Below are 21,719 nucleotides of genomic sequence, written 5' to 3' on the forward strand. Positions count from 1 at the left end.
CACCGTCGTGGGGCGACCGGTCGTGCACTCGATCTCATGCACGTCACGCGCAAGGCGCACGAAGAGGTCGAGCACGCAGCCGGGGTGCAAAAGGAGCGGGCCCTCGGAGCCGAACCACACGACCGCTGGGGGCTCGACTGGGAGATGACAGTAGAAGCAGGCATGACCGACCAGGTGCTCGTAGGGCCAGGGGGCGCCAGGATGGATCACCGCCATCGCCGCCCCCTCTCGCTTGCCGGGGCATGCCCCCAGGGGGTATACTGACCACCAGCAGGCGCACCTGTCGCGGACGCCGCTGGTCGAGGTCGATGCCCCCGGAGCCCGGCCGGGGGCGTCGCCGTCTTACGCATCGCCGCTGCCCTCCTCTCCGCTCGGAGAGCCGGCAGCGGCCAGCTTGCGCCGCGCGCGCTCAGCGATCGGGCGCAGGAGGTCGTACACGGCCACGAGCGCCGCCGTCTCCTCAGGCGTGAGGTCGATGCGGCCAGCGCGCCGACGCGCCAGCTCCGCGTAGTGCTCGCGCTGCTGCTCGGGGGTCGCGGCGTACTTGCGCCGGTAGGCCTGACGCGCCGCGAGGGTGCGGCGCTGGTTCGGGGTGAGAGTGGTATCGCCCATCGGGCAGCCTCCATCTCACCCCCTCGAGCTCGATGCGGGAGGGAGTCGTCAGGCCCCTGATGGGCGCTACACCGCTATCCAACTGCCGCGAGTGTACATACACAGCGGCACGGGGTCAAGACGGCGGTTCTAGCCGGTTGATGGTGTGACACCGCTCGCACTCCATGAGGCGGGGGAGCAATACTGTCATCAGAGCGCCACGCTCTTCGTGTGTATCAGGGTCGCGGTACGGGATGATTGCCTCAGAGCCGGACTTAAGTCTGATCCGCGCCAAGCTCGATGTCTCGGCCTTGCGGCGTAGCTTACGCCACTCCTGCCGCCGCTTCTTGGTCGGGCGGATGACGTCAGGTGCTGATGGGTCGCCATCCCAGACGGGCATGAAACCAGGCGGCACTCCAAACATCCAGTGCAGCGCGTGGCCTGGGTAGACTTCAGCCGATGCGTCGCCCAGCTTCCAGCCGCAGCGCCAGCAGGCGAACTCGGCGTACACGACGTCTCCAACTCGGTAGTGGTGCTTGATGCGCGCCGGCACCTGGCTCTCAAACCGCATAGCGCGCCCTCCTCGGCGTCACGCGCCGGCCGCAAGGATGGCCAGCCGCACGCCCACCCCGCAACTAGTAGGCGGCACTAACCATAGTAAGGAGTGGTTCGATTACTATTCACAGCGACTCGGACTGTAGCGCAATGGTCGCTTCGCTCGCCCGTGCCCGCCTGGCCAGGCCCCAGGGCGGTCGTCCCGGCGGGCGGCGAGCGGGCGCGCCAGTGGGTGATCGGGCCGGTGCCCCGCTCTCGGCGAACAGGCGACGGGCATCGATCGCACGCTGGGTCACCACCCAGAGTGCCCGCTAGCGGGGATCGAGCGACTGCGAGGGCAAGAGGACTGATGCCCGGGATGCAGAGCACGTGGCAGGCGAGCCGTGTGACCAGTAGCTTGCCGGAGTCGAGTGCCAAGCGGGCGATGAGGAGTTAGAAATGGCCGGGTCGGTTCGACCCCTGGCAGTTGAGCGGCCGCGTGCCGGGCTCGCGAGCTGGCTGCGCGAGCACCGTCAGCTCGTGAGCGGCCTCGGGCTGCTCTTGCCCGCCTTCCTGACCTCGCTGCTGCTCTCGGTCGTCCCGCTGGTCTACCTCGTCCGTGTCAGCTTGACCCGCGAGGCGACGTTCTTCTTCACTGCGGAGCACACCGTCGAGAACTACCGCACGATCGCGGAACGCTATCTGCCGAATCTCTGGGAAACGATCTACCTGGCGGGCCTCTCCTCCTTGCTGGACCTGATCGTCGGCTATCCCTTCGCGTATATCCTGGTGCGCAAGGTGCGCTACCGCGACCTGGTGCGCGCGACGATGATGTTCCCGCTCTTCGGGCCCCTCTATCTCTCGCTCGGCATGCACTACCTCTTCCTCCCTAATGGCCCATTGGCTCCAGCGTTGAACCTGCTCGGGATCGAAGGGACGAGCCTTCTGTACTCGCTCCCGTCGGTACTCTTCGCGATGGCCATCTTCACGCTGCCGTTCATGGTGATGAACATCGGCGCCGCTCTGTCCAACGTGGATCCGATGCTGGAGGAGGCTGCGACCTGCCTCGGCGCGCAGCCCTGGCAGACTTTTTGGCGAGTACTCTTCCCGCTCAGCCGCAGCGGGATCCTGGCAGGCCTGCTGATGTGCTTCGGTTGGAACCTGGGTGTCTACGTGCAGCCCCTGGTGCTGGGCACGATCAGCGAGCAGCGCGTGCTGGCGATCGCGCTCTACCAGAAGGGCGTGATCCAGTTCGACTACGGACTGGCCGCCGCGATGGGCGTCGTCCTCATGGCGCTTGCCTTCGGCGTGACCTGGCTCTCGCTGCGGCTCTCGCGCGGGGCGTTGGGAGCGTGAGCGATGGTCACCGGAGGCAAGGCGCTCGCCGAGCGCCGAGACAGTGTAGCGAGGCGCCCTAGGCTTTGGACGAGTGTGGTTCGGCAGCGGCGGCGGATCCTCGACCTCGTGCAGCACGGGTACATCTGGCTCTGGATGCTCATCTTCGTCCTGCCGTTCCTGACAACCTTCGCCTACTCGCTGCGAACTCCCGACGGTATCTCGCTCAGCCCCTATCAGCATGTCTTCGGGAGCTTCAAAGACAACTTGCTGCTCTCGTTCGAGGTCACCGTCATCAGCATCGTGCTCAACCTGCTAGTCGCACTACCGGCGGCGTACGCCATTGTCCGCTTTCCGATCCCCGGTAAGGGCCTGCTCCTCGCGATCCTCAACCTGGCGCTCTACACGCCGGCGGCGGTCATGGGTATCAGCCTGGTCATCGTCTACAACTTCCTCTTCCACATCGCCCAGTCACTCACCGGGCTGATCGGTGCCTACGTGGTCGGCACCTACCCGTTGATGCTGATCCCGATCATCGTGGCGCTGCGCGACTTGCCGCAGGTGTACGAGGAGGCGGCGCGCTGCCTCGGCGCGAACCGGTTGCAGACGCTCTTCCGCGTCGAGCTCCCGCTGCTCGGCCCGGGGATCAGCGCCGGCATTCTGCTCACCTTCGTGATCGTCTTCAACGAGTTCCTGGTCACGCTCTTCGTCGCTGGGCCAGGCAACACCACCGCCGCGCTGCGTGTCTTCAACCTGACCCGCACGGCCGGCATCCAGCCGTCGACGGCCGCGCTGGCCTCCACGATGCAGATCGTCTCGTTCGTAGTGGTGATCGCCTTCTTCCGGTTCTTCGGCTCTCGTTACCTCAAAGGGACGTATCTGATCTGAGGCAAGCCGGAGGCCGGGACTGGGAACGACACTGAGGGCACGGGCACCGTCGTCGGAGCTCGTCGCTCAGGAGAAGACCGGGAGAGCGGAGAACCGATGGCACGGGTCGAGCTTGTCGAAGTCACCAAGCGGTACGGTCAGACAATTGCGGTGGATCATGTCAGCCTGGATATCGCCGAGGGCGAGTTCGTGACTCTGCTCGGCCCGTCAGGTTGCGGCAAGACTACAACGCTGCGGATCGTCGCCGGGTTGATCGAGCCAACCGAAGGGGAGATTCGCTTCGACGGTCAGGTGGTCAACCACGTGCCGCCGCACCGGCGCAACATCGGTTTCGTCTTCCAATCGCACGCGCTGTTTCCTCACCTGACCGTCGCTGAGAACATCGCCTTCGGCCTCAAGATCAAGCGCAGGCCGAAGGCTGAGGTGCAGCGCCGGGTCGAGGAGATGCTCGAGCTCGTGAACCTGCAGGGCTTCGGCTCGCGGATGCCCTCCCAGCTCTCCGGTGGCCAGCAGCAGCGAGTGGCGCTGGCCCGGGTGCTGGCGACCGATCCCCGGGTGCTGCTGTTCGACGAGCCGCTCTCGGCACTCGACCGGAACCTGCGTGACCAGCTCAAGTACAGCATCCTCGAGCTCCAGCGCCGCACCCGGAAGACAGCTATCTACGTGACCCATGACCAGTCTGAGGCGTTCGCCATCTCGGATCGTATCTGTGTCATGAACGCCGGACGAGTCGAGCAGGTGGGCACGCAGCTCGATATCTACTTGCGTCCGGCGACGGAGTTCGTTGCCAATTTCGTAGGGGACAACAACGTCGCTACCGGTGAGGTAGTTCGCGTGCACCAGCGGGACGGCCAACGCTCGGTCGTGGTGAAGAGCGGAACGCTCGAGTTGCAGGCGGTCGATACCCAGGGACTCCAGCCAGGAGAAACTGCGCTCCTGTTCGTGCGTCCCGAGAACATCGAAGTGCTGAGCGACGGCGTGGTGCCGGGGGACGAGCCGGTCTTCCAGGGGCAGGTCGACCAGGTCGTCTTCGAGGGTCCGACGGTGCGCTTCCTCGTGGATATCGATGGGAAGCCGTTCCGGGTGATTGCCAGCGGGCCGCAGCGGTTGACGCTGCTGGGCAGCACTCGGCGGCGCGTCCGGTTGCGTTTCCACGCGGTCGTGGCTATCCGGCACGAGGACGCCGGTACGACATCCGCGCGCATGGGCTGAGTTCTCGGTATTCCATGCAGCCACGCTCGGGCAGGCACGCCTGCGTCGCTTGGAGCGCATGCAAAGTGCCGCCTTGCGGAGCTCCGATGCCTCCTGTCCACAATCCGGACGCCTGGTGTGACAGATTACTCCTCAGCGAGCTGCCCGCCGTCGATGATCACCGACTCGCCGGTGATGAAGGAGGCCTCGTCCGACGCCAGGAAGGCGACCAGGTTCGCGACCTCCTCCGGGCGCCCGTATCGCCCGAGCGGAATTTTCTGCACGTACTCGCGAATGAATGTCTCATCGGCTCCGGCCTCCCGGGCCAGCTCGGTCAGGATGAAGCCAGGCGAGACGCAGTTGGCACGGATGTTGTGAGGTGCGAGCTCGATTGCCATGGTCTTGGTCAGCAGCACGACGCCGGCTTTAGAGGCGTTGTAGGCGGCCAGCCCGCGTTCGCCGACGTGACCGTTGGTCGAGGCGATGTTCACGATAGCCCCACCAGTACCCTGCTCGGCCATGAGCCGAGCCGTGTGCTGGCTTAGGACGAAGACGGCGGTCAGGTTGACCTGGAGTGTCCGATCCCATGTGTCGAGGGAGTGCTCGAGAAACGGCTCGAACCATCCGATCCCGGCGTTGTTGACCAAGACATCGAGCCCTCCGAAGCGCTCGCGTGCGCGCGCGACGAGCGCCTGGCAAAACGCGGGGTCAGTGACGTCCCCTGCCAGCCCCTCGATCTGCCCGAGCGGGCTGAGCTCACTCACCGCGTGTGTCACCCGCTCGGGCACGATGTCGCAGATCAGGACGCGGGCACCCTCTTCCAGGAACTTCCGCGCGATCGCTTTGCCGATCCCGCGCCCAGCGCCGGTGACGATCGCTCGCTTGCCCGGCAAGCGATACATGGTTCACCTCCGAGCTGTGCGATGCTGTGCGTCCTCTCAATCAGATTAACACCGCACAGGCGTGGTGTCGCCCGTCTGCATCGCGGCTCGTGCGCTCGTCGTATGGAATGCCGGCCCCACTTGCATGCAGAGCGCGTACGCTGGAGAAGGCAGCCGTGCGCCGCTACATCTGCACAGATGGCGATACCGTTGTGTCCTCTGGTCGAGCCCGTTACAGCATGTTTGCGGGCCGGAATCGAGCTTCCCCGGAAAATCGTTCGTGGTCGGGCTCGAGCGCTGAGGAGGCCGCCAACCCGGTTATCGACGCAGCACGCGGCGGGCGCTCCGGGCCGCGGCGAAGGCCAGGGCGCCCCACCAGAGCCGCGTGCCGGGCCGGAAGACGAACAACCAGCGCAGGGCTCGCGGCGCGCGGCTGAGGAGTCGTGCCAGCAGGTATCCACGAAGCAGCGTAAAGATGATGCCCATCGGTGTCCCTCTCGCTTGCGATCGCTCGGATAGCTTCTGCATTATGCCAAGGTACGGCGAGCTGTGCCATGTGGACGCCGCATCAAGACGCCTTATAATGCCGGGCGCGTCAGGGGCGTGTCAGAGAAGGGAGAAGACCGGTGTCGCATCAGGATATTCGCGGTGTCATCGTCGGCAGCGCCAATGCTCGGGTCGGCTTTCCGGCCGCGATCGAGATCCTGCGCGCCGGCGGTAGCGCGATCGATGCGGCTGTCGCTGCCGTGCGTGCTGTCGAGGATGACCTCGACGACCAGGGGGTCGGCACCGGTGGGATCCCGAACATCCTGGGCCAGGTGGAGCTCGATGCCAGCATCATGGATGGGCGAACTCTGGCGGCTGGGGCGGTGGGTGCCGTCAAGCGCTATCCCCATCCGATCGAGATCGCGCGCAAGGTGATGGAGGTGACTCCGCACGTGATGCTGGTCGGCGAGGGCGCCGAGCTCTTCGCCCGCTACCACGGTTTCGAGCCGGCTGACCTGCTGACGCCCGAGGCCGAGCAGGCCTGGCGCGCGGTCGTCGGCGGCGAGGCCACGACCCGCTCGAGCGTGTACGAGGACTCGTACCAGCTCTACATGCAGGCGGTGAAGGACTGGGTCAAGCTGCTCCACAAGGAGATCTTCGGTACCACCAACGTCATCGTGCGCGATCTGAACGGGGACATTGCCTGTGCGGTCTCGACCAGCGGCTGGGGCTTCAAGTGGCCGGGGCGGCTGGGCGATTCCCCCATCATCGGCGCTGGTAACTACGCCGATAACCGCTACGGCGCCGCGGCGTGTACCGGGCGGGGCGAGATGGCGATCCGCTGCGCCTCTGCCCACAGCGTGGTTATGTACCTCCGTCATGGGCTCTCGCTCGAGGAGGCGCTGCGCCAGGCCATGCTCGACCTCCGCCAGCTCGATGATCCCTTCGCCGAGCGCCACAATGTGATGAATATCGTGGCCATGGACCGCCACGGCCAGGTGCTGGCCGCCTCGACTTCTTCCGAAGCGACCTACGTCGTCCAGACGGTCGAAATGGAGACGTACGAGGAGCGCCCGCGGCTGCACGTCCCGCTGCACGAGGTTTAGAGTCATTGCGGCTCCTCAGTAACGGGTCGCTCGACCCTGCGCCGGCACGGTGCGAGGCACCCTCGCACCCGGCGCGGATCCTTTCTGCGCCCCTCCTTCCCCGTGGCCGCACTCCTAGTGGTCCTATAGATATTCTCCTCCCTGGTCCGTTCGAGCGTCCGTACATACGTATGCGTGGTCGCCCGAACGCTAACCGAACAGCCGCTCGCTACGCTCCTGGCCAGGCATTGGAGCCTCGAGCGGAAGGAACTGCGGGCACCGAGGCACGAGCTGGAAGGAAGGGGTCCTTCCCATCCTCCCCCCGGGCAGCTTTTCACGATCCGTTGACGCTGCCCGCGTAGTCTTCGGTGGGTGGTCGACGGGCCCGGCCCAAACCGGCCGGCAAGTGCGATGAGCACTGTTCGAGCAGAGGCTGAGCACGGATCGACCAGCCGGTGGACTGGCGTTCGGCCAGGAGAGCGCCTACAGTCGGCCTCAGTGCCGTGGGGCGCTGGCAGTTCGGGAAGTGGAGGCACAACGTGGCGATACCAGTCCAGGCGATGACGATGGCCGGCGAGCCGCGGGCGATTCCCGCCAGCGCCATCGATGACCTGCGCGCCAGGTTGCGCGGCACGCTGCTGCGTGCAGGCGATCCCGGCTATGACGAGTCCCGGCATGTCTGGAACGGCATGATCGACCGGCGCCCGGCGTTGATCGCGCAGTGCGCTGGCACAGCCGATGTCGCGCTCGCCGTCCAGTTCGCCCGAACCTACGATCTGTTGATCGCGGTGCGAGGCGGCGGGCATAGCTTCCCAGGACACTCGACCTGCGACGGTGGCCTCGTCATCGATCTCTCCCCGATGAGGAGGGTCGAGGTCGACCCACAAGACCGGCGGGCACGCGCCGAGGGAGGGGTGCGCTGGGGCGAACTCGACCGCGCCACTCAAGAGCACGGGCTGGCCGTGACCGGCGGTCAGGTCTCGCACACCGGGATCGCCGGCCTGACACTGGGTGGTGGCATGGGATGGCTGATGCGCGAGCATGGCCTTACGGTAGATAACGTTCTCACGGCCGAAGTGATCAGCGCCGACGGCGCTCAACTCAGAGCGAGCGCCGAAGACAACCCGGATCTCTTCTGGGCGCTGCGGGGCGGTGGCGGAAACTTCGGGGTCGTCACCCGGTTCGAGTACCAGCTCCACCCGGTGGGGCCCATGCTCTACGGAGGGCTGATCGGTTATCCGATCGCTCAGGCGGTGAACGTCTTCCGCGACCCCCGCGACTATCTGGCGACTGCCCCGGATGCGCTTTCGGCCACCCTGGCGCTCCTGCACAGCCCGGAGGGGCAGCCGCTGGCGGGCGTCGTGGCCTGCTACACCGGGGATCTAGGGTCGGCCGAGCCGGTCGTCGCCCCGCTCCGGCGTCTGAGCACGCCGGTGATGGAGCAGGTCGGTCCGATACCCTATGTGGCGGTCCAGCAGATGATCGACCAGGTCGCGGCACCAGGTCTCCGCTACTACATGCGCTCGAACATCCTGGACAGGCTCGACGAAGAGATGATCGGGATCGCCGCCGACCACTTCGCCAGATGCCCTTCACCCCAAAGCCTGGTAATCTTCGTCCAGATGGGCGGCGCAGTCGCGCGTGTTGCCCCGGAGGCCACGGCCTTTCCCCACCGCCAGGCGGCGTATTCCTTTACGGCTCTATCTATTTGGGCAGATCCGAGGGCTGATGACGACAACATCGCCTGGCTCCGGACGCTGTGGGCTGACGTTCGTCCCAGGCTGCCCAACGCGGTGTACGTGAACGAGCTGACCGGCGACGAGGGCGAGGCGCGAATACGAGCCGCCTATGGTCCGGCCTACGAGCGGCTGTCGACGGTGAAGCGACGGTATGACCCGGCGAACGTGTTCCGGCTGAACCAGAACATCGCGCTGCCAGCTTAGAGCCTGGCACGCCGGCCTCGATGCCCGGAGCGCCAGGAGATGCTCGACCATGAGGGCCGATGCGTGTCGTCACTAGCGCGACGTGCTAGAACTTGCGTGACGTCTAACCGGCCAGCATGACGCCGACCAGCCGGCCGACGCCGAAGGTGATCGCCGCCGCCGCAGCGCCGATCAGTACCTGGCGCAGGCCGGAGCGGAGCGCGCTCCGGCCGGTGATGAGGGTGATGCCCGCACCGATCACGAACAGCGCCAGCGCGCTCAACCCCAGGCTGACGCCGGCCGCGAGCAACCCACCGGTGAAGAAGTATGGGATGACCGGGATGATCGCGCCGACCGCGAAGAGCATGAACGACATGGCGGCGGCTTCCCACGCCGAGCCGCCTAGCTCTTCGGGGTCGATGGCCAGCTCCTCGCGCACGAGGGTCTCGAGCGCCGCTTCCGGCTCCTGGATGAGGCGATCGGCCAGCGCCCGGGCCTGCTCCGCCGGCAACCCTTTCGCGCGGTAGATGAGCTCCAGCTCTGCGCGCTCCTCTTCGGGGAAGGCCAGCAACTCCTCGCGCTCGATCTGGATCTGGTGGGCATAGAGCTCGCGCGCGCTCTGCACCGACAGCCACTCGCCCAGCGCCATCGAGAGCGAACCGGCGAGCAGGCCGGCCAGGCCAGTGACGAGGATGGTGCGCGGTGCTAGGTCGGCTCCGGCGACGCCCATGACCAGGCTGACGTTCGAGACGAGACCGTCGTTTGCACCCAGCACCGCAGCGCGCAGGGCGTTCCCGCCGGTCGCCCGGTGCCGGCCTTCGATCCGGGCCAGAGCGCCGCCGCTCAGGCCAGTCGGCCGCTCCCGGCTGATGAGCAGGAGGATACGCGCGTGGCTATGTTCAGTCGCCGACAATCCGGCCTCAGTCGCCTCTGGCTGCTGGCGGTAGCTGCTCTCGTCTACTCGCTCGCGGCCGGCGACTACTGGCAGCACGATACCTGGGCCGAAGCGACGGGCCAGCCAGATCAATATCCTGGTACGCCACCCTGGCTGTGGTGGCGGGATGGGCGCACCGCACTCGGCCAGGCGGCGACGCCACAGATCGGCGTGCTGCTCTTCCATCGCAGCCAGCCGGCGGTAGACCTCGGCGAGCTCGGCCGCCGGCTCGACCTCGGCCAGTGCCCGGTAGAGCGCGGCGCTGTCTACCTCGGCCTGCACGTTTGCCCGGTACCGTTCGATCTCATGGTCGTCCACAGGATGCCCCCTCGAGCTACTGCCTGCCGGCATGGTACGCACCTGCTCTCGAACTGGCCAGAGTGAGAGGCCGGCAGCCCGGCGGCATTCCCGGCGTCGCGGCGCTGGGGTATGCTGCGGAGGCTGCGGGCCGCTTCGCTCAGCGCGGCCCAGAACGTGCATCGAGAGAGCATGGAGCTATTTCCGACCGTCGCTGGAGGGCTGGTGGCCGCCGGAGCCGCGGTGCTCGCTGGCATGACTGGCTTCGGCTATGGGCTTCTCAGTACCCCGCTGCTCCTCGCCCTAGACTATCCACCGGCCGTTGTCGTCGCTGCGAACCTCTCCGTCGCCCTCGTCACCAGGGTGACGGTTGCCTGGAGGCTGCGCCCCTGGGTGAGCTGGCGGCGCGTCGGGCTGCTGAGCGCCGGAAGCCTGCCCGGCCTGGCGCTCGGGGCGCGTCTGCTGGCGACGCTCGACCCCGAGGCAGTACGCCCGGTGATCGGCGCCGCTGTAGTTGTCGCCGCGCTCCTGATGCTCCGAGCGCGGCCGCAGCCGAGGCGCGATCGCCAGCGCGGCGGCACGGTGCTTCCCCTGCTGACCGGGTTCCTGAGCGGTGTGCTCGGGACGACCACCTCGCTGAGCGGCGTGCCGCTGATCTTCTACCTCAGCCGGCTCGGGCTGGAGCCGGCGCGGTTCATCGCCGATCTGGCCGTCTACTTCGTGCTCACCAACGCGGCAGGGCTGTTCCTGCTGCTCGTCAACGGGGCACTGGCGCCGGATGCGCTGCTGACGACGACGGCGATCTGGCTGCCAGGCGCTTTGCTGGGAACCCTGCTCGGCGTGCGCCTGGGCACGCGACTGCCGGCCCCGCATTTCCGGACGTTGGTGCTGGCTGCCGCTCTGGGTGCTGGTGTCCTGACGGTAGCCTCAGCATTCCTCCGGTACTGTCTCGGGTAGCCTGTAGCCTTCTATCCCTCTCAACCTTATGGGCGCTGCTGCCGATGTTCTCCATCGAGAGCTCGAAGATCTACCGGCTCCCCCTTCCCGCCCGGCGCCGCTGCGTGGCTCGACCATTCAGCGGCGCCGGCCCGTCTCAGGCTGAACGTACGGCCTCAGGTCCGCTAACCTGCCGTATGATGGGGCGCTGTGTGACGTGATGCCCGGGATGGGGGACGCGGTGGATCCGGTCGAGCTGTGGACGCGTACCAGTGGTACCTGGATCAATGCGGCGACTGTGCTGGCCGGAACCCTGGCGGGGCTGGCGCTACGCGGGCGCCTGCCCGAGCGGATGCAGCGGATCATGGTCCAGGGGGTGGGCCTGATGAGCATCTTCATCGGCATGACGATGGCGTCTACCCTCGGGCGGGCTTCGAGCGGGCGAATCGACGGTGTCGTGCTCGGGTTGCTGGCGCTGGTGGTCGGCGGGCTACTCGGTGAGTGGTGGCGGGTCGAGGAGGTGCTGGAGGGTGCCGGTGATTGGCTCAAGCGCCGGTTCCGCGGTGGTGGAAGCTTCACCGAGGGATTCGTGGCAGCGAGCCTGCTGTTCTGCGTCGGGCCGCTGACGCTCATCGGATCGATCAACAATGGGCTCACCGGCGACGCCACTCTGCTCGTGATCAAGGCGACGCTCGACGGGCTCTCGTCGATCGCGCTGGCGAGCGTGTTCGGCATCGGGGTAGGGTTTTCGATCTTGGTGATCCTGGGTTACCAGGGCGGAGTCTCGCTGGCGGCCGGGCTGCTGGCGCAGGCGCTCCCCGATCCGGCCAACGACCCGCGCATCCTGCTCGTCACCGGCGTGGGAGGCGTGATGATCCTTGGCTTGGGCATCAACCTGCTCGGCCTGACCCGTATCCGCGTGGCCTCGTTCTTACCTGGACTGGCCCTGGCACCGATCGTCTCGATGCTGGCTGCCTGGATCGGTTGACGCCCGGGCCCTTGCACTCCCGGGTCAACCCTGGTAGACTTATGTCGGGTCCTGACCGGACCTGCCTCCTCCTCACGTCAGTTGCCACATCACCTCCTTCCCTGACCGCCGCCCCAGCTCTGCTGGGGCGGTTTTTCGTCTTCATTCGTAGTAGATCGTTACCGTCGCGATCGCGACCCAAGGCTCTTCCTGCGCTGCTCCGGGCGATGCGTTGGAAATCGTTAGCCGGATCGAGGAACCGATCAGCAGGGACGGATCATCGACGACCCAGGCGACGCTGCCCCAGTCCCCGAACGGGAATGGGCTCATCCCCTCCCAGAGCGTCAGCCCATTGACGCTGAACCGGAGTGTCGGCGTCACCGGCCCAGGGTTGGACAGTCCCTCGACGATGATGATGGCGCGGCGCACCTGGTCGCCAGTCGAGACGCTGGCCGACGCGAGTTCGTAGCCGCTGCCCTGGCCGAAGAGCACCGCTGCATGATACGGCAGGGCTTCGTACGGGCCATCGATCGAGAGCCGGTAGGGGCCGAGCAGTTCTGCGCCGTCCACCGTGACCTGGCGCATGCCGACCGTCAGGGCGGCCACACTGCTCGGCGAGACGTATTGGCCGGCACGAGCGGCTGGTGGCACCGAATTCCAGGGGTCGGGTGTCGGGCTCGGCGTTGGAGTGGGGGTGGGAACCGGCGTCGGCGTCGGAGCAGGCGCCGGGGGAGGCTCAGGCGTTGCAGAGAACACGGGAGCGGGTGTCGGTACTGGGGTGGTAGAAGGGCTCGGCGCTGGCGGCGGTTCGCTCTCGCCGCTGGGTGAAGGCCACGGAGTCGGCGCCGGGGTGGGTTGAACCGCCGGTGGTTGCTGGTAGGACGGTGCGGGCGGAGGAGAGTCCTCGGGCGTTACGGTATCGCGCGCGGGCGGTGCTGGCGCGGGCGCGGTGCCCGGGTTCGGGGTCGCGGCTGGAGGTTGCGGGCGCGTGGCGCTGCCGAGCGACAGGCTCGTGCCAGGTGGTGGATTGAGGGCCGGGGGTGGCGGTGGTGTCGGTGCTGGAGTCGGCCGCTCGGTGGTCAGCGTGTAGGCCTGGGCCGGATTCGAGCTCGTGGAGCGCTCGCCCGCTTCTGATCCGGGGCGAATGATGCTGCCCGGCCCACCGCTGGCCAGCGCGATACCGGCCCAAAAGCCGACGACCGCGACGACAGTCGCGACAATGGCCGTCACCGGTCGCCGGACCCAGAACGGCGTCGTCGCCTCGCGTCGAGTGCCCCGTGGGGCTGTTGCTGTTTGGACTGCCGAGCGGGGTGGGCCAGGGACGGCGCGGGCGCGCGCACGCTCGCGGTGCAGGAGATGCAGAAGCTGCTCGGCGGCCTGCTCCTGCCGGGCCTGGCGAGTGGCCTGGTACAGCGGGCACTCGTGGAAGGCATCGAGGCAGTAGTTCGCCTGCCAGTCAATCGCGATGGCCTGCTTGTGGCCAGCGCGGCAGACCCGATCCCGGCCGAGCGAGAGCGCTCGCGCCTCCGGGTCGCTGCTCAAGCGAAAAAACGGGCAAACCGGCATCGGACCCGGTCTGTCCTGTTCAAAATCATGCCCGTACATCCCGTTTCCCTTCCCTGGCCGCCCACGCAGATCCTGAAACTGGTGCGGTCAGGCGCGGGCGGCTGTGAGAGATGTACAGGCTTATCGACAAGGAAGGTACAGTACCCCGGTCCTGATTCGCGGAGGACACTGGGATAATGAGTGTCCCGCCGCTCGACCGGCGGAGATCAGCGAGAGGCTGGCGGGGACGGACTCGCCGTTACCGGCCGCTCGCTGGTGCTGCGCCCCAGCCGCCTCCCCCTGGAGTATGGATAGTCAGGCGGTCACCGGGCTGAGCGGTGAAGCGGTGCTTGCCGCGCAGCCGCACGGTTTCGCCGCTGGCACGCTGCAACACGTTCTCGCCGGGACTTCCTGGTTCGCCTCCGTGCAGTCCCCAGGGGGCGAGGCGTCGCCGCTCGGTCAGGAGCGTCACGTCGCTCTCGGTGAGAAAGAGGATCTCACGGATCAGGCCGTTGCCACCCCGCGCTGCTCCTGCTCCTCCAGAGCCGTCGCGGAGCTGGTAGCGGGTGATCCGCATCGGGTAGGCATACTCGAAGGCCTCCACCGGCGTGTTCATCGTGTTGCTCATGTGCACGTGGACACCGGAGATGCCGTCCAGCCCGGGCCGTGCTCCCATCCCCCCACCCATCGTCTCGTAGTAGGCGAACGGGCGGCCGCTCCGCGGGTCGATCCCGCCGGCGGTGAGGTTGTTCATCGTTCCCTGGCTGGCAGCCGGGATGACGTCCGGCAGCGCCTGTGCCAGCGAGCCGAAGACCACGTCCACGATCCGCTGCGAGGTCTCCACGTTGCCGCCGGCGACCGGTCGCGGCGGCCGGGCGTTGACCACCGTGCCAGCCGGAGCGATGACCCGCACCGGGACGAAGGCGCCGTGGTTCATCGGCGCGTCCTCCGGCATCAGGCAGCGCACGACGTAGTAGACCGCCGATTTGGTCACCGTCTCGACCGCGTTGATGCTGCCCGGCCGCTCAGGCGCGCTGCCGGTGAAGTCGACGACCATCTCGCTGCCCTGCACCGTGACCGTGGCCGTGATCGGCACGGGCTGCTCGCTCACGCCGTCGTCGTCCAGATAGTCGGTGAAGCGGTAGACGCCGTCCGGGATGCCGGCGATGGTGGCGCGGGTGATACGCTCGGCGTAGGCGATCAGCGCATCGCAGAGCGCCCGGAACTGCGCCAGCCCGTAGCGGCTCACCAGCTCCTGCACCCGCCGGATCCCGGTCCGGTTCGCCGCAAGCTGCGCCGCGAGGTCCCCGCGCCGCTCCTCCGGAGTGCGCACGTTGCGCAGGATCAGCGCCATGGCAGCCCGGTTGAGCTCGCCGCGCTCCCAGAGCTTGATCGGTGGGATGATGATGCCCTCCTGGTAGATCTCGGTGGCGATCGGCATCGAGCCGGGGGACATGCCGCCGACGTCGGCGTGGTGGGCCCGGTTGGCGGCGAAGCCGACCAGCCGCTGCTCGCCATCGAGATCGACGAAGATCGGCGAGACCATCGTGATGTCCGGGAGGTGGTTGCCGCCGAGGAAGGGGTCATTGAGCACGACGGTGTCGCCGGGCGCGAAATCCGGGAACTGCTGGATGGCGGTGGCGACCGAGTCCGGCATGGAGCCCAGATGGGCCGGGATGTGGGCTGCCTGCGCGACCATACGACCGGTATGGTCGAACAGCGCGCAGGAGAAGTCCAGCCGCTCCTTGATGTTGGGCGAGTAGCTGCTGCGCGCCAGCGAGGCGCCCATCTCCTCGGCCACAGCGGTCATCGCGCTGCGGAAGATCTCGAGCGCGACCGGGTCGATCACCAGTTCCTCAGCGCGCATCGTCGCTCTCCCGTCCGGTGGTGTCCCGCTCCGCGATCAGGTTGCCGACAGCGTCGACTCGCGCGGCCCATCCCGGCGGCAAGACCGTGGTCGTGTCATATTGGGTCACGATCGCCGGGCCGGCAATGACCGCCCCGGGGCCGAGCCGGTCGCGCTGGTAGAGCGCAGCGGTACAGGTCATCGGCTCACCAGCCTGTTCGAAGGTCACCGGGCGCTTCTCGCTCGGCTCGGGTCGCCAGGGGGAAGGTTCCGGCTGCCGCTCCAGGGCCGGCTTCGAGATAAGGCCGGTCGCCCGCAGGCGCACATTGACGACCTCGACCGGCTCTTCCTCGTCGGCGTAGCCGTAGCGGCGCTCGTGGACTTGGTGGAAGGCGGCGACCGTGCTGGCGACGCTGCCCTCGAACGGGACAGTCAGCTCGTACGACTGCCCGACGTAGCGCAGGTCGAGGAAGCGCTCCAACCGTATCGCGCCCGGAGCGATCCCCTCGGCGCTCAGCTCGCTCATCGCTCGCTCCTCCAGCGCGCCGAAGGCCGGCTCGATCTGTTCGAGCCGGCCATCGGGGCGGAGCATGACCGTGCGGGCATAGTCCTTGACGATGTCGGTCGCGAGCATGCCGAGCGCCGAGAGCACGCCCGGCGTCGTCGGGACGAGCACCCGCGGGATACGCAGCCGTTCCGCCAGCTCGCAGGCGTGGAGCGGGCCGGCCCCGCCGAAAGCGACCAGCGTGAAGTCGCGGGGATCGTAGCCGCGCTCGACCGAGATCACCCGGATGGCCGCCTCCATGTTCGCGTTGGCGATCTGCACGATGCCCAGCGCCGCTGCCTCCGCCGAGCTGCCCAGCCGCTCGGCGATCTTCCTCACGGCCAGCCGAGCGCGCTCGGCGTCCAGACGCATGGTGCCGCCGAGGAAGGCGTCCGGCACCAGCCGGCCTAGAACCACGTTGGCATCGCTAACCGTCGGCTCGCTCCCGCCCCGGCCATAGGCTGCCGGCCCGGGGTCTGCCCCCGTCGAGAGCGGCCCGACCCGCAGGGCCCCGCCGGCATCGAACCAGGCGATCGAGCCGCCTCCGGCTCCTACGGTGTGGATGTCGAGCATCGGCAGCCGCATCGGATAGGGGCCGATCTTGCCCTCGGTCGTCTGGGTGGGCGCGCCGTCGATGAGCGAGACGTCGGTGGATGTCCCGCCCATGTCGAAGCTGATGACGCGGCGGAAGCCGGAGGCCTCAGCGACGTAGGCGGCGCCCACCACCCCAGCCGCCGGGCCGGAGAGCAGGGTGCGTGCCGCCTCGCGACCGGCGGTCGCCGCCGAGATCGTCCCGCCGTTGGACTGCATGATGCGCACGGTCGTCTGCCGGGGGAGCGACTGCTCCAGCCGGGAGAGGTAGCGGGCCATCAGCGGCCCGACGTAGGCGTTGAGCGCCACCGTGCTGGTGCGCTCGTACTCCCGGAACTCGGGCAGCACCACGTGCGAGGCCGAGACGAAGAAGCCGGCCCGCTCGGCTGCCTCAGCCACGATGCGCTCGTGCTCCGGGTTGGCGAAGCTGAAGAGCAGGCAGACCGCGACCGACTCCACTCCGGCCTGCTGAAGCCGGTCGATCGCGGCGCGTACCGACTCCTGGTCGAGCGGGACGAGGACGCCGCCCCGCTCGTCGAGCCGCTCGGTCACTTCGAGGCGCAGCTCGCGGGGCACGAGCGGCGGCGGCTTCTGCTGGCGCAGGTCGTAGAGCTTTGGCCGGTTCTGCCGGCCGATCTCGAGGACGTCGCGGAAGCCGGCGGTGGTGATCAAGCCGGTACGGGCACCCTTATGCTCCAGCACCGCGTTGGTCGCGACAGTAGAGCCGTGCACCACGACGTCGACGGTGCGGTCGATCCCGAGGTCGGCTAGCCCCTGAAGAATGGCGCGGGCCGGATCGGTAGGGGTGGAGAGCACCTTGTGCACCCGTACCCGGCCGTCCTCGAAGAGGACGAAGTCGGTGAACGTCCCTCCGGTATCGACCCCGACGATGCGCATCGCTCTCCTATCCTCTTCGCCAGGCACCGCACATGGCGCTTTGCCATCGGTAGCCGCCGGTGCCTGCGGTGCCGTCTCTGTATTCTGCTACGCCTGTTCACCCGGTTCCTCGACGATGGCTGGTCGCTGGGCAAGCTCAGCCGCTCGGCAGACCGACCCGGCTCTCGGCGGCGTGGCGGACGGTGACCTGGATCGCGAGCCGCACCGCTTTCACCATCAAGTCGATGCTCATCGAGGCGGTATTCGCGAGCCATGGAGCTTGGCCGTCGCGCGCGGCCTTGAGCGCCGTGGCCACCTGGTCGGGCAGGCAGGGCAGGTGGATGAAGCCGCACGGTGTCTGCGGTGAAGTCCGAGCGAGGAAGAGGTACATCGCCGCGTTGCACAGGTATGTGCCAGCCGAGTTGGACAGTCGAACGGGGATGCCAGCATCCAGTAGCGCCGCCTCGATAGCGCGCAAGGGGAGGCGCGAGGCGATCGCCGTCGGGCCGTCACCCTGCAGCGCGGCGTCGGTGACGCGCGCGCCGTCGTTGTCCGGGGCCGAGAAGTCCGCCAGGTTCACCGCGAACCGCTCGAGCAGGATGGTCGATGCGCTGCCGGACTGGCCCAGGCTGATGACGATCTCGGGATCGGTCTCCTGCACGATCCGGTCGATGGCTGAGCCGATCTGCTCCAGCGAGACCGGCAGCGTGTGCCCGACGACGCCCATCCCTTCGATCGTCGTGCCGTGGAGGTGACGGGCGACCTCCTGGGAGGGGTTGACCGTGCTTCCCCCGAACGGCTCGAACCCGGTCAGCAACACCACCCCGCTCGCCACGTTCCCCGCCTCCTACGCTGCCGCCTCGCCACGCCGCCGGGAAGCGTAGAGGCGTGATGATAGCCACGTCAAGCCCGCTCGCTCGAGGTGGCGCTCCACGGCTTCAGCAGAACCCGAGGCAGTGGACGCTCGCCCTGCCCTGGTGTTTGATTGGCGCCGCACGGCATGTCTCACCCACCGATCCACACCGTGCTCGCGGGACGAATGGCCCGGCGACGCTCTGGCGGGCGGCTGCCGATGCCGAGCGGAGTGCCGCCAGCGCCATTTGGGTATCGAGGTCTTCGGCACGAGCTTGTGGGATGACGAATCTACTCGCGCTCGGCCCGCCGGTGATCGCCGCGGTCGTCCTGCTTCGCGGCGCGAGGCCACTCGTCGCTGCGCTCCTTGCCTATGCCGCCGGGGTTGTCTTGCTCACGATATTCCCCACGTCGCTGGAGTCCCTGCTCCGTGCCGAGTGGCTGGCCTTTCTGACCGCCGTCGAAGTCTCGGCGATCATTCTCGGCGGCATGGCACTCAACGAGCTGGCAAGTCGAGCCGGGACGACCACTGCCCTCACCGAGCTCGTGCGCGCCGCCGCGAGCGAGCGTGGCCAGGCAGTTGTCCTGGTCGTCCTCGGGCTAACGCCGTTCTTCGAGTCAGTGACCGGGTTCGGCGTCGGTGCGGTGATCGCCGTGCCGCTGTTGCGGGCTGCTGGGCTCCGGGGAGCACGGCTCGGCGTGCTGGCGTTGCTCGGCCTCGTAGCCGTTCCCTGGGGAGCACTAGCACCGGGCACCCTTGTGGCGGCACGACTCGCCGGAGTCTCGTTCGACGAGCTCGGGACGCTGAGCGCTCTGCTCTCGTTGCCGGTGTTCCTCACGTCCGGGGTGGCCGCGCTCGTGATCGCGGAAGGATGGAGTTCGCTGACTCGCCACTGGGCCACGCTCCTGCGCGGTGCCATCGGCCTGTGGGTCGGCATCGCTGTGGTCAATGCGTTGCTCGGCACGCCGCTCGCCGGGGCGCTCGGGAGCCTGCTGGCGGTCGCCGCTCTGGCACTGCCTGCGCTGTACCGCAGCCGGAACTCGGGGCAGCCACTGCAAGTCAGGGGATTGGCTCCATATCTCGCTCTGGTGGGCTTGTTGCTGGCGGGGCGGGTGGCATCGATCGCGGTTGCTGGCTGGAGCGCGCCACTCGCGGCGATCCTGTCTCACCCCGTGCTTGCATTGGGGCTGACCTGCGCCGGCCTGCTGCTCGTTCACCGGGACGGGCAGTCGCTGCCTGCCGGCTGGATTCAACTCGTCTTGCGGCGCTGGGTCCCCGTTGCTCTGACGACGGTCGCTTTCGTGCTCCTCGGGGGACTGATGGTCGCGTCCGGTATGGCGGCTGCGCTCGCCCGGCTGGCGACCGGTCTGGGCTCGGTGTACCTGCTCGTCGCGCCCTGGCTCGGCGGCCTCGGGGGCTTCGTGACCGGGTCGAACACGGGCTCGAACGCTATGTTCGCGTCGGCGCAGGCACAGGCCGCGAGCGCCCTTGGCCTCCCGCTGCTGCTCGTCGTTGCGGCGCAGAACGTCGGGGCCTCGCTGCTCACTATGGCCTCGCCGCCCCGGATCAGCCTGGTGCTCGCGCTGCTGGATCCCACCGAGCGCGACGCTTCCATCGGCCGTACCGTCTTGCTCGTCGACCTGCTCGCTCTGCTCGGGCTCAGCCTGGCGCTCGCTGCGGTCGGATCGCTCGGCGCAACGTAGGCGTTTCGCTGGTGCCCTGTCTGTCTGGGGTGTTCAGACTCTGTCACGACGCTGCGGGTACATGCCGTCGTCGACCGACGCGACGGATCACGCCAGCAGCTCGTGTAGCCCGGCGCGGGACTACTCGCGCTCGACCCTGCTTACCGGCCAGTCGGTGACGAACATGTGGCCGGGAGCGTGGGTGATCATCAGCGGTGGGCGGGCCGCCAGCGCGACCGCCTGCGGGGTGACCCCGCAGGCCCAGAAGACCGGGAGCTCGCCCTCGTTGATCGGCACTGGATCGCCCCAGTCGGGGCGATCGAGGTCCGCGATGCCCAGCCCGGCCGGGTCGCCGATCCAGACCGGCGCGCCGTGGGCCAAAGGGTAGCGCGCCGAGATCTCGATGGCCCTTGCCACCTGCCTGGCCGGGATCGGCCGCATCGAGACGACCAGCGGCCCGTGCAGCCGGCCGGCCGGCACGCACGCGAGGGCCGTCCGGTACATCGGCACGTTGCAGCCGCACTCCCAGTGGCGCAGCGGGATACCGGCCTCGGCGAGCGCGTCCTCGAAGGTGAAGCTGCAGCCGAGCAGGAAGGCGACCAGATCATCCCGCCACCAGCCGGTGATCTCGGTCGGCTCGTCGATGAGCTGGCCGTCCTGGTAGACGCGGTACCGGGGCAGGTCGGTGCGCAGGTCGGCGCCGGGCGCGGTCTGGGCTGGGATCGGGGAGCCGAGCTCGGTGACCTCCAGCAGTGGGCAGGGCTTCGGGTTTCGCACGCAGAAGAGGAGGAAGTCGTAGGCCCAGTCAGCCGGCAAGATCACGAGGTTGGCCTGGACGTAGCCGCGTGCCAGCCCGGCCGTCGGCCCAGCCCAGCAGCCCCGGCGGATGAGCCGCCGCAGCTCGCTTGGAGCGCTAGGAAGACGTTGCGAGGCGAGGTTAGTCATGCTCGCGTGCCCGTGGACGCATTCGGCTTCAGACCATGTGGCGCAAGATCAAGTCGTGCGCGAGATGCGCGCGATCCGCGCCTCGAAACTCGAATTCGTACTCGGTCTTCCCCGTCGTTAGCACTAATTTGCTCGTCGACCAGAAGCCGCGGTGTCCCCACCACGCTTCTTCGTCCTCGGCAGCGATGGCATAGATGCGACTGTACGGGATCGAGACGAGTGCCTTCATCTTGCGTAGAAACGCCTTGTCGTAGATGATGGCGCGCTTATTGGTGATCCCGATAAACCCCGTCCCGGCACTCTTGAGATCGAAGACAGCCTCGACTACCTCGCCAGGGAGTAGAGAGGCTTGAATTTTCTCCAACTGATCCTTCTTGTCATACACTGGCTGCGCAGTCGCTTGAGTTGCTTGGGTGTCCACGATGAGTCCTCCTCGCGAGACCTGCCTCTCGAATGGTCATCCGAGAATCGCCCCTCGGTGGTTCCCATCATATCAACGCTTGAAAGCTTCTCAATACTGCAGCTCCTCGCGATCGCATGCCGCCGTTGCCTCGTCACGCTGGCCGCACTGGCTGGTAGATTGCCCGCCAGACGTGCGCTCGTTTCAGCAAGGCTGCGCACTACAGGGCAGGTTACCGCAGCGGTCACACCCGGTGGCGCCGCTCTACTTCTCCTGGGCGGCAGCCCCGGAACAGGGAAAGTGCTACCAGCCGGGTAGAATCGCGCTACAATGCCTCGCGTATACGAGAGGAGTGTCCTGCAATGAGCGATATCCTGCGGGTTGGGGTCG

The 21,719-nt window shown here is 67.7% G+C and carries 20 protein-coding genes; 8 read left to right on the top strand and 12 right to left on the bottom strand.

Annotated features, from left to right (window positions below; translation table 11 throughout):
* The 3 genes from NET02_RS15925 to NET02_RS15935 all read right to left on the bottom strand — a co-directional run.
* The coding region (locus NET02_RS15925; protein ID WP_284058420.1) for a hypothetical protein at nt 1–216 on the bottom strand (216 nt) is incomplete at its 3' end.
* Between the two features lie 126 nt (nt 217–342).
* Nucleotides 343–612 (bottom strand): hypothetical protein, encoded by a 270-nt coding sequence (locus tag NET02_RS15930; RefSeq protein WP_284058421.1) that lies wholly within the window; start codon nt 610–612, stop codon nt 343–345.
* 115 nt (nt 613–727) lie between these two features.
* Complete coding sequence (locus NET02_RS15935; protein ID WP_284058422.1) at nt 728–1,162, bottom strand: hypothetical protein; 435 nt, start codon at nt 1,160–1,162, stop codon at nt 728–730.
* A 422-nt stretch (nt 1,163–1,584) separates the two neighbouring features.
* On the opposite strand from NET02_RS15935, the gene NET02_RS15940 reads away from it, so the two are divergent.
* The 3 genes from NET02_RS15940 (at nt 1,585) to NET02_RS15950 (ending at nt 4,560) form a co-directional block, all read left to right on the top strand.
* Nucleotides 1,585–2,481 carry an ABC transporter permease gene (locus NET02_RS15940; RefSeq protein WP_284058423.1) on the top strand — a complete coding sequence of 299 codons (897 nt, stop codon included), beginning with the start codon at nt 1,585–1,587 and terminating at the stop codon, nt 2,479–2,481.
* A gap of 3 nt (nt 2,482–2,484) precedes the next feature.
* Nucleotides 2,485–3,348, top strand: a complete 864-nt coding sequence (locus NET02_RS15945) for an ABC transporter permease (protein ID WP_284058424.1) — start codon at nt 2,485–2,487, stop codon at nt 3,346–3,348.
* A gap of 96 nt (nt 3,349–3,444) precedes the next feature.
* Complete coding sequence (locus tag NET02_RS15950; RefSeq protein WP_284058425.1) at nt 3,445–4,560, top strand: ABC transporter ATP-binding protein; 1,116 nt, start codon at nt 3,445–3,447, stop codon at nt 4,558–4,560.
* A gap of 125 nt (nt 4,561–4,685) precedes the next feature.
* On the opposite strand, the gene NET02_RS15955 is transcribed toward NET02_RS15950, so the two are convergent.
* Both NET02_RS15955 and NET02_RS15960 read right to left on the bottom strand, forming a co-directional pair.
* Entirely contained in the window at nt 4,686–5,441 is a 756-nt protein-coding gene (locus NET02_RS15955; RefSeq protein WP_284058426.1) for an SDR family NAD(P)-dependent oxidoreductase, read from the bottom strand.
* Nucleotides 5,442–5,738: 297 nt separating this feature from the next.
* Nucleotides 5,739–5,906 (bottom strand): hypothetical protein, encoded by a 168-nt coding sequence (locus NET02_RS15960; RefSeq protein ID WP_284058427.1) that lies wholly within the window; start codon nt 5,904–5,906, stop codon nt 5,739–5,741.
* Nucleotides 5,907–6,046: 140 nt separating this feature from the next.
* On the opposite strand from NET02_RS15960, the gene NET02_RS15965 reads away from it, so the two are divergent.
* Nucleotides 6,047–7,012 carry a glycosylasparaginase gene (locus NET02_RS15965; RefSeq protein WP_284058428.1) on the top strand — a complete coding sequence of 322 codons (966 nt, stop codon included), beginning with the start codon at nt 6,047–6,049 and terminating at the stop codon, nt 7,010–7,012.
* 518 nt (nt 7,013–7,530) lie between these two features.
* Nucleotides 7,531–8,934, top strand: a complete 1,404-nt coding sequence (locus NET02_RS15970) for an FAD-binding oxidoreductase (protein WP_284058429.1) — start codon at nt 7,531–7,533, stop codon at nt 8,932–8,934.
* Nucleotides 8,935–9,037: 103 nt separating this feature from the next.
* Here NET02_RS15970 and NET02_RS15975 read toward each other — a convergent pair whose 3' ends face one another.
* Nucleotides 9,038–10,165 carry a VIT1/CCC1 transporter family protein gene (locus NET02_RS15975; RefSeq protein ID WP_284058430.1) on the bottom strand — a complete coding sequence of 376 codons (1,128 nt, stop codon included), beginning with the start codon at nt 10,163–10,165 and terminating at the stop codon, nt 9,038–9,040.
* Between the two features lie 171 nt (nt 10,166–10,336).
* On the opposite strand from NET02_RS15975, the gene NET02_RS15980 reads away from it, so the two are divergent.
* Both NET02_RS15980 and NET02_RS15985 read left to right on the top strand, forming a co-directional pair.
* The gene (locus tag NET02_RS15980) at nt 10,337–11,101 is read left to right on the top strand and encodes a sulfite exporter TauE/SafE family protein (protein WP_284058431.1); all 765 of its coding nucleotides are present in this window, start codon (nt 10,337–10,339) and stop codon (nt 11,099–11,101) included.
* 208 nt (nt 11,102–11,309) lie between these two features.
* Nucleotides 11,310–12,068: a DUF554 domain-containing protein gene (locus NET02_RS15985; protein ID WP_284058432.1), complete on the top strand. Its 759-nt coding sequence runs from the start codon at nt 11,310–11,312 to the stop codon at nt 12,066–12,068.
* A gap of 141 nt (nt 12,069–12,209) precedes the next feature.
* Here the strand turns inward: NET02_RS15985 and NET02_RS15990 are convergent, their stop codons facing one another.
* From NET02_RS15990 to NET02_RS16005, 4 genes are all read right to left on the bottom strand, one after another.
* Nucleotides 12,210–13,613 (bottom strand): Tat (twin-arginine translocation) pathway signal sequence domain-containing protein, encoded by a 1,404-nt coding sequence (locus tag NET02_RS15990; RefSeq protein ID WP_284058433.1) that lies wholly within the window; start codon nt 13,611–13,613, stop codon nt 12,210–12,212.
* Between the two features lie 238 nt (nt 13,614–13,851).
* Entirely contained in the window at nt 13,852–15,459 is a 1,608-nt protein-coding gene (locus NET02_RS15995; protein ID WP_284058434.1) for a hydantoinase B/oxoprolinase family protein, read from the bottom strand.
* Entirely contained in the window at nt 15,449–17,470 is a 2,022-nt protein-coding gene (locus tag NET02_RS16000; RefSeq protein WP_284058435.1) for a hydantoinase/oxoprolinase family protein, read from the bottom strand. The genes NET02_RS15995 and NET02_RS16000 overlap by 11 nt, the downstream gene beginning before the upstream one ends.
* A gap of 136 nt (nt 17,471–17,606) precedes the next feature.
* The gene (locus NET02_RS16005; protein ID WP_284058436.1) at nt 17,607–18,284 is read right to left on the bottom strand and encodes a pyroglutamyl-peptidase I; all 678 of its coding nucleotides are present in this window, start codon (nt 18,282–18,284) and stop codon (nt 17,607–17,609) included.
* A 299-nt stretch (nt 18,285–18,583) separates the two neighbouring features.
* Between NET02_RS16005 and NET02_RS16010 the strand changes: the two genes are divergently transcribed.
* Nucleotides 18,584–20,005, top strand: a complete 1,422-nt coding sequence (locus NET02_RS16010) for an L-lactate permease (protein WP_284058437.1) — start codon at nt 18,584–18,586, stop codon at nt 20,003–20,005.
* A gap of 120 nt (nt 20,006–20,125) precedes the next feature.
* On the opposite strand, the gene NET02_RS16015 is transcribed toward NET02_RS16010, so the two are convergent.
* A complete protein-coding gene (locus tag NET02_RS16015) occupies nt 20,126–20,929 on the bottom strand; it encodes a putative hydro-lyase (RefSeq protein ID WP_284058438.1) in 804 nt (267 codons plus the stop codon).
* Between the two features lie 28 nt (nt 20,930–20,957).
* Nucleotides 20,958–21,350: a PH domain-containing protein gene (locus NET02_RS16020; RefSeq protein WP_284058439.1), complete on the bottom strand. Its 393-nt coding sequence runs from the start codon at nt 21,348–21,350 to the stop codon at nt 20,958–20,960.
* Between the last annotated feature and the right edge of the window lie 369 nt (nt 21,351–21,719).

It is taken from the genome of Thermalbibacter longus (assembly GCF_023806485.1).
GTDB classification, from domain to species: Bacteria; Chloroflexota; Chloroflexia; order Thermomicrobiales; family Thermomicrobiaceae; genus Thermalbibacter; species Thermalbibacter longus.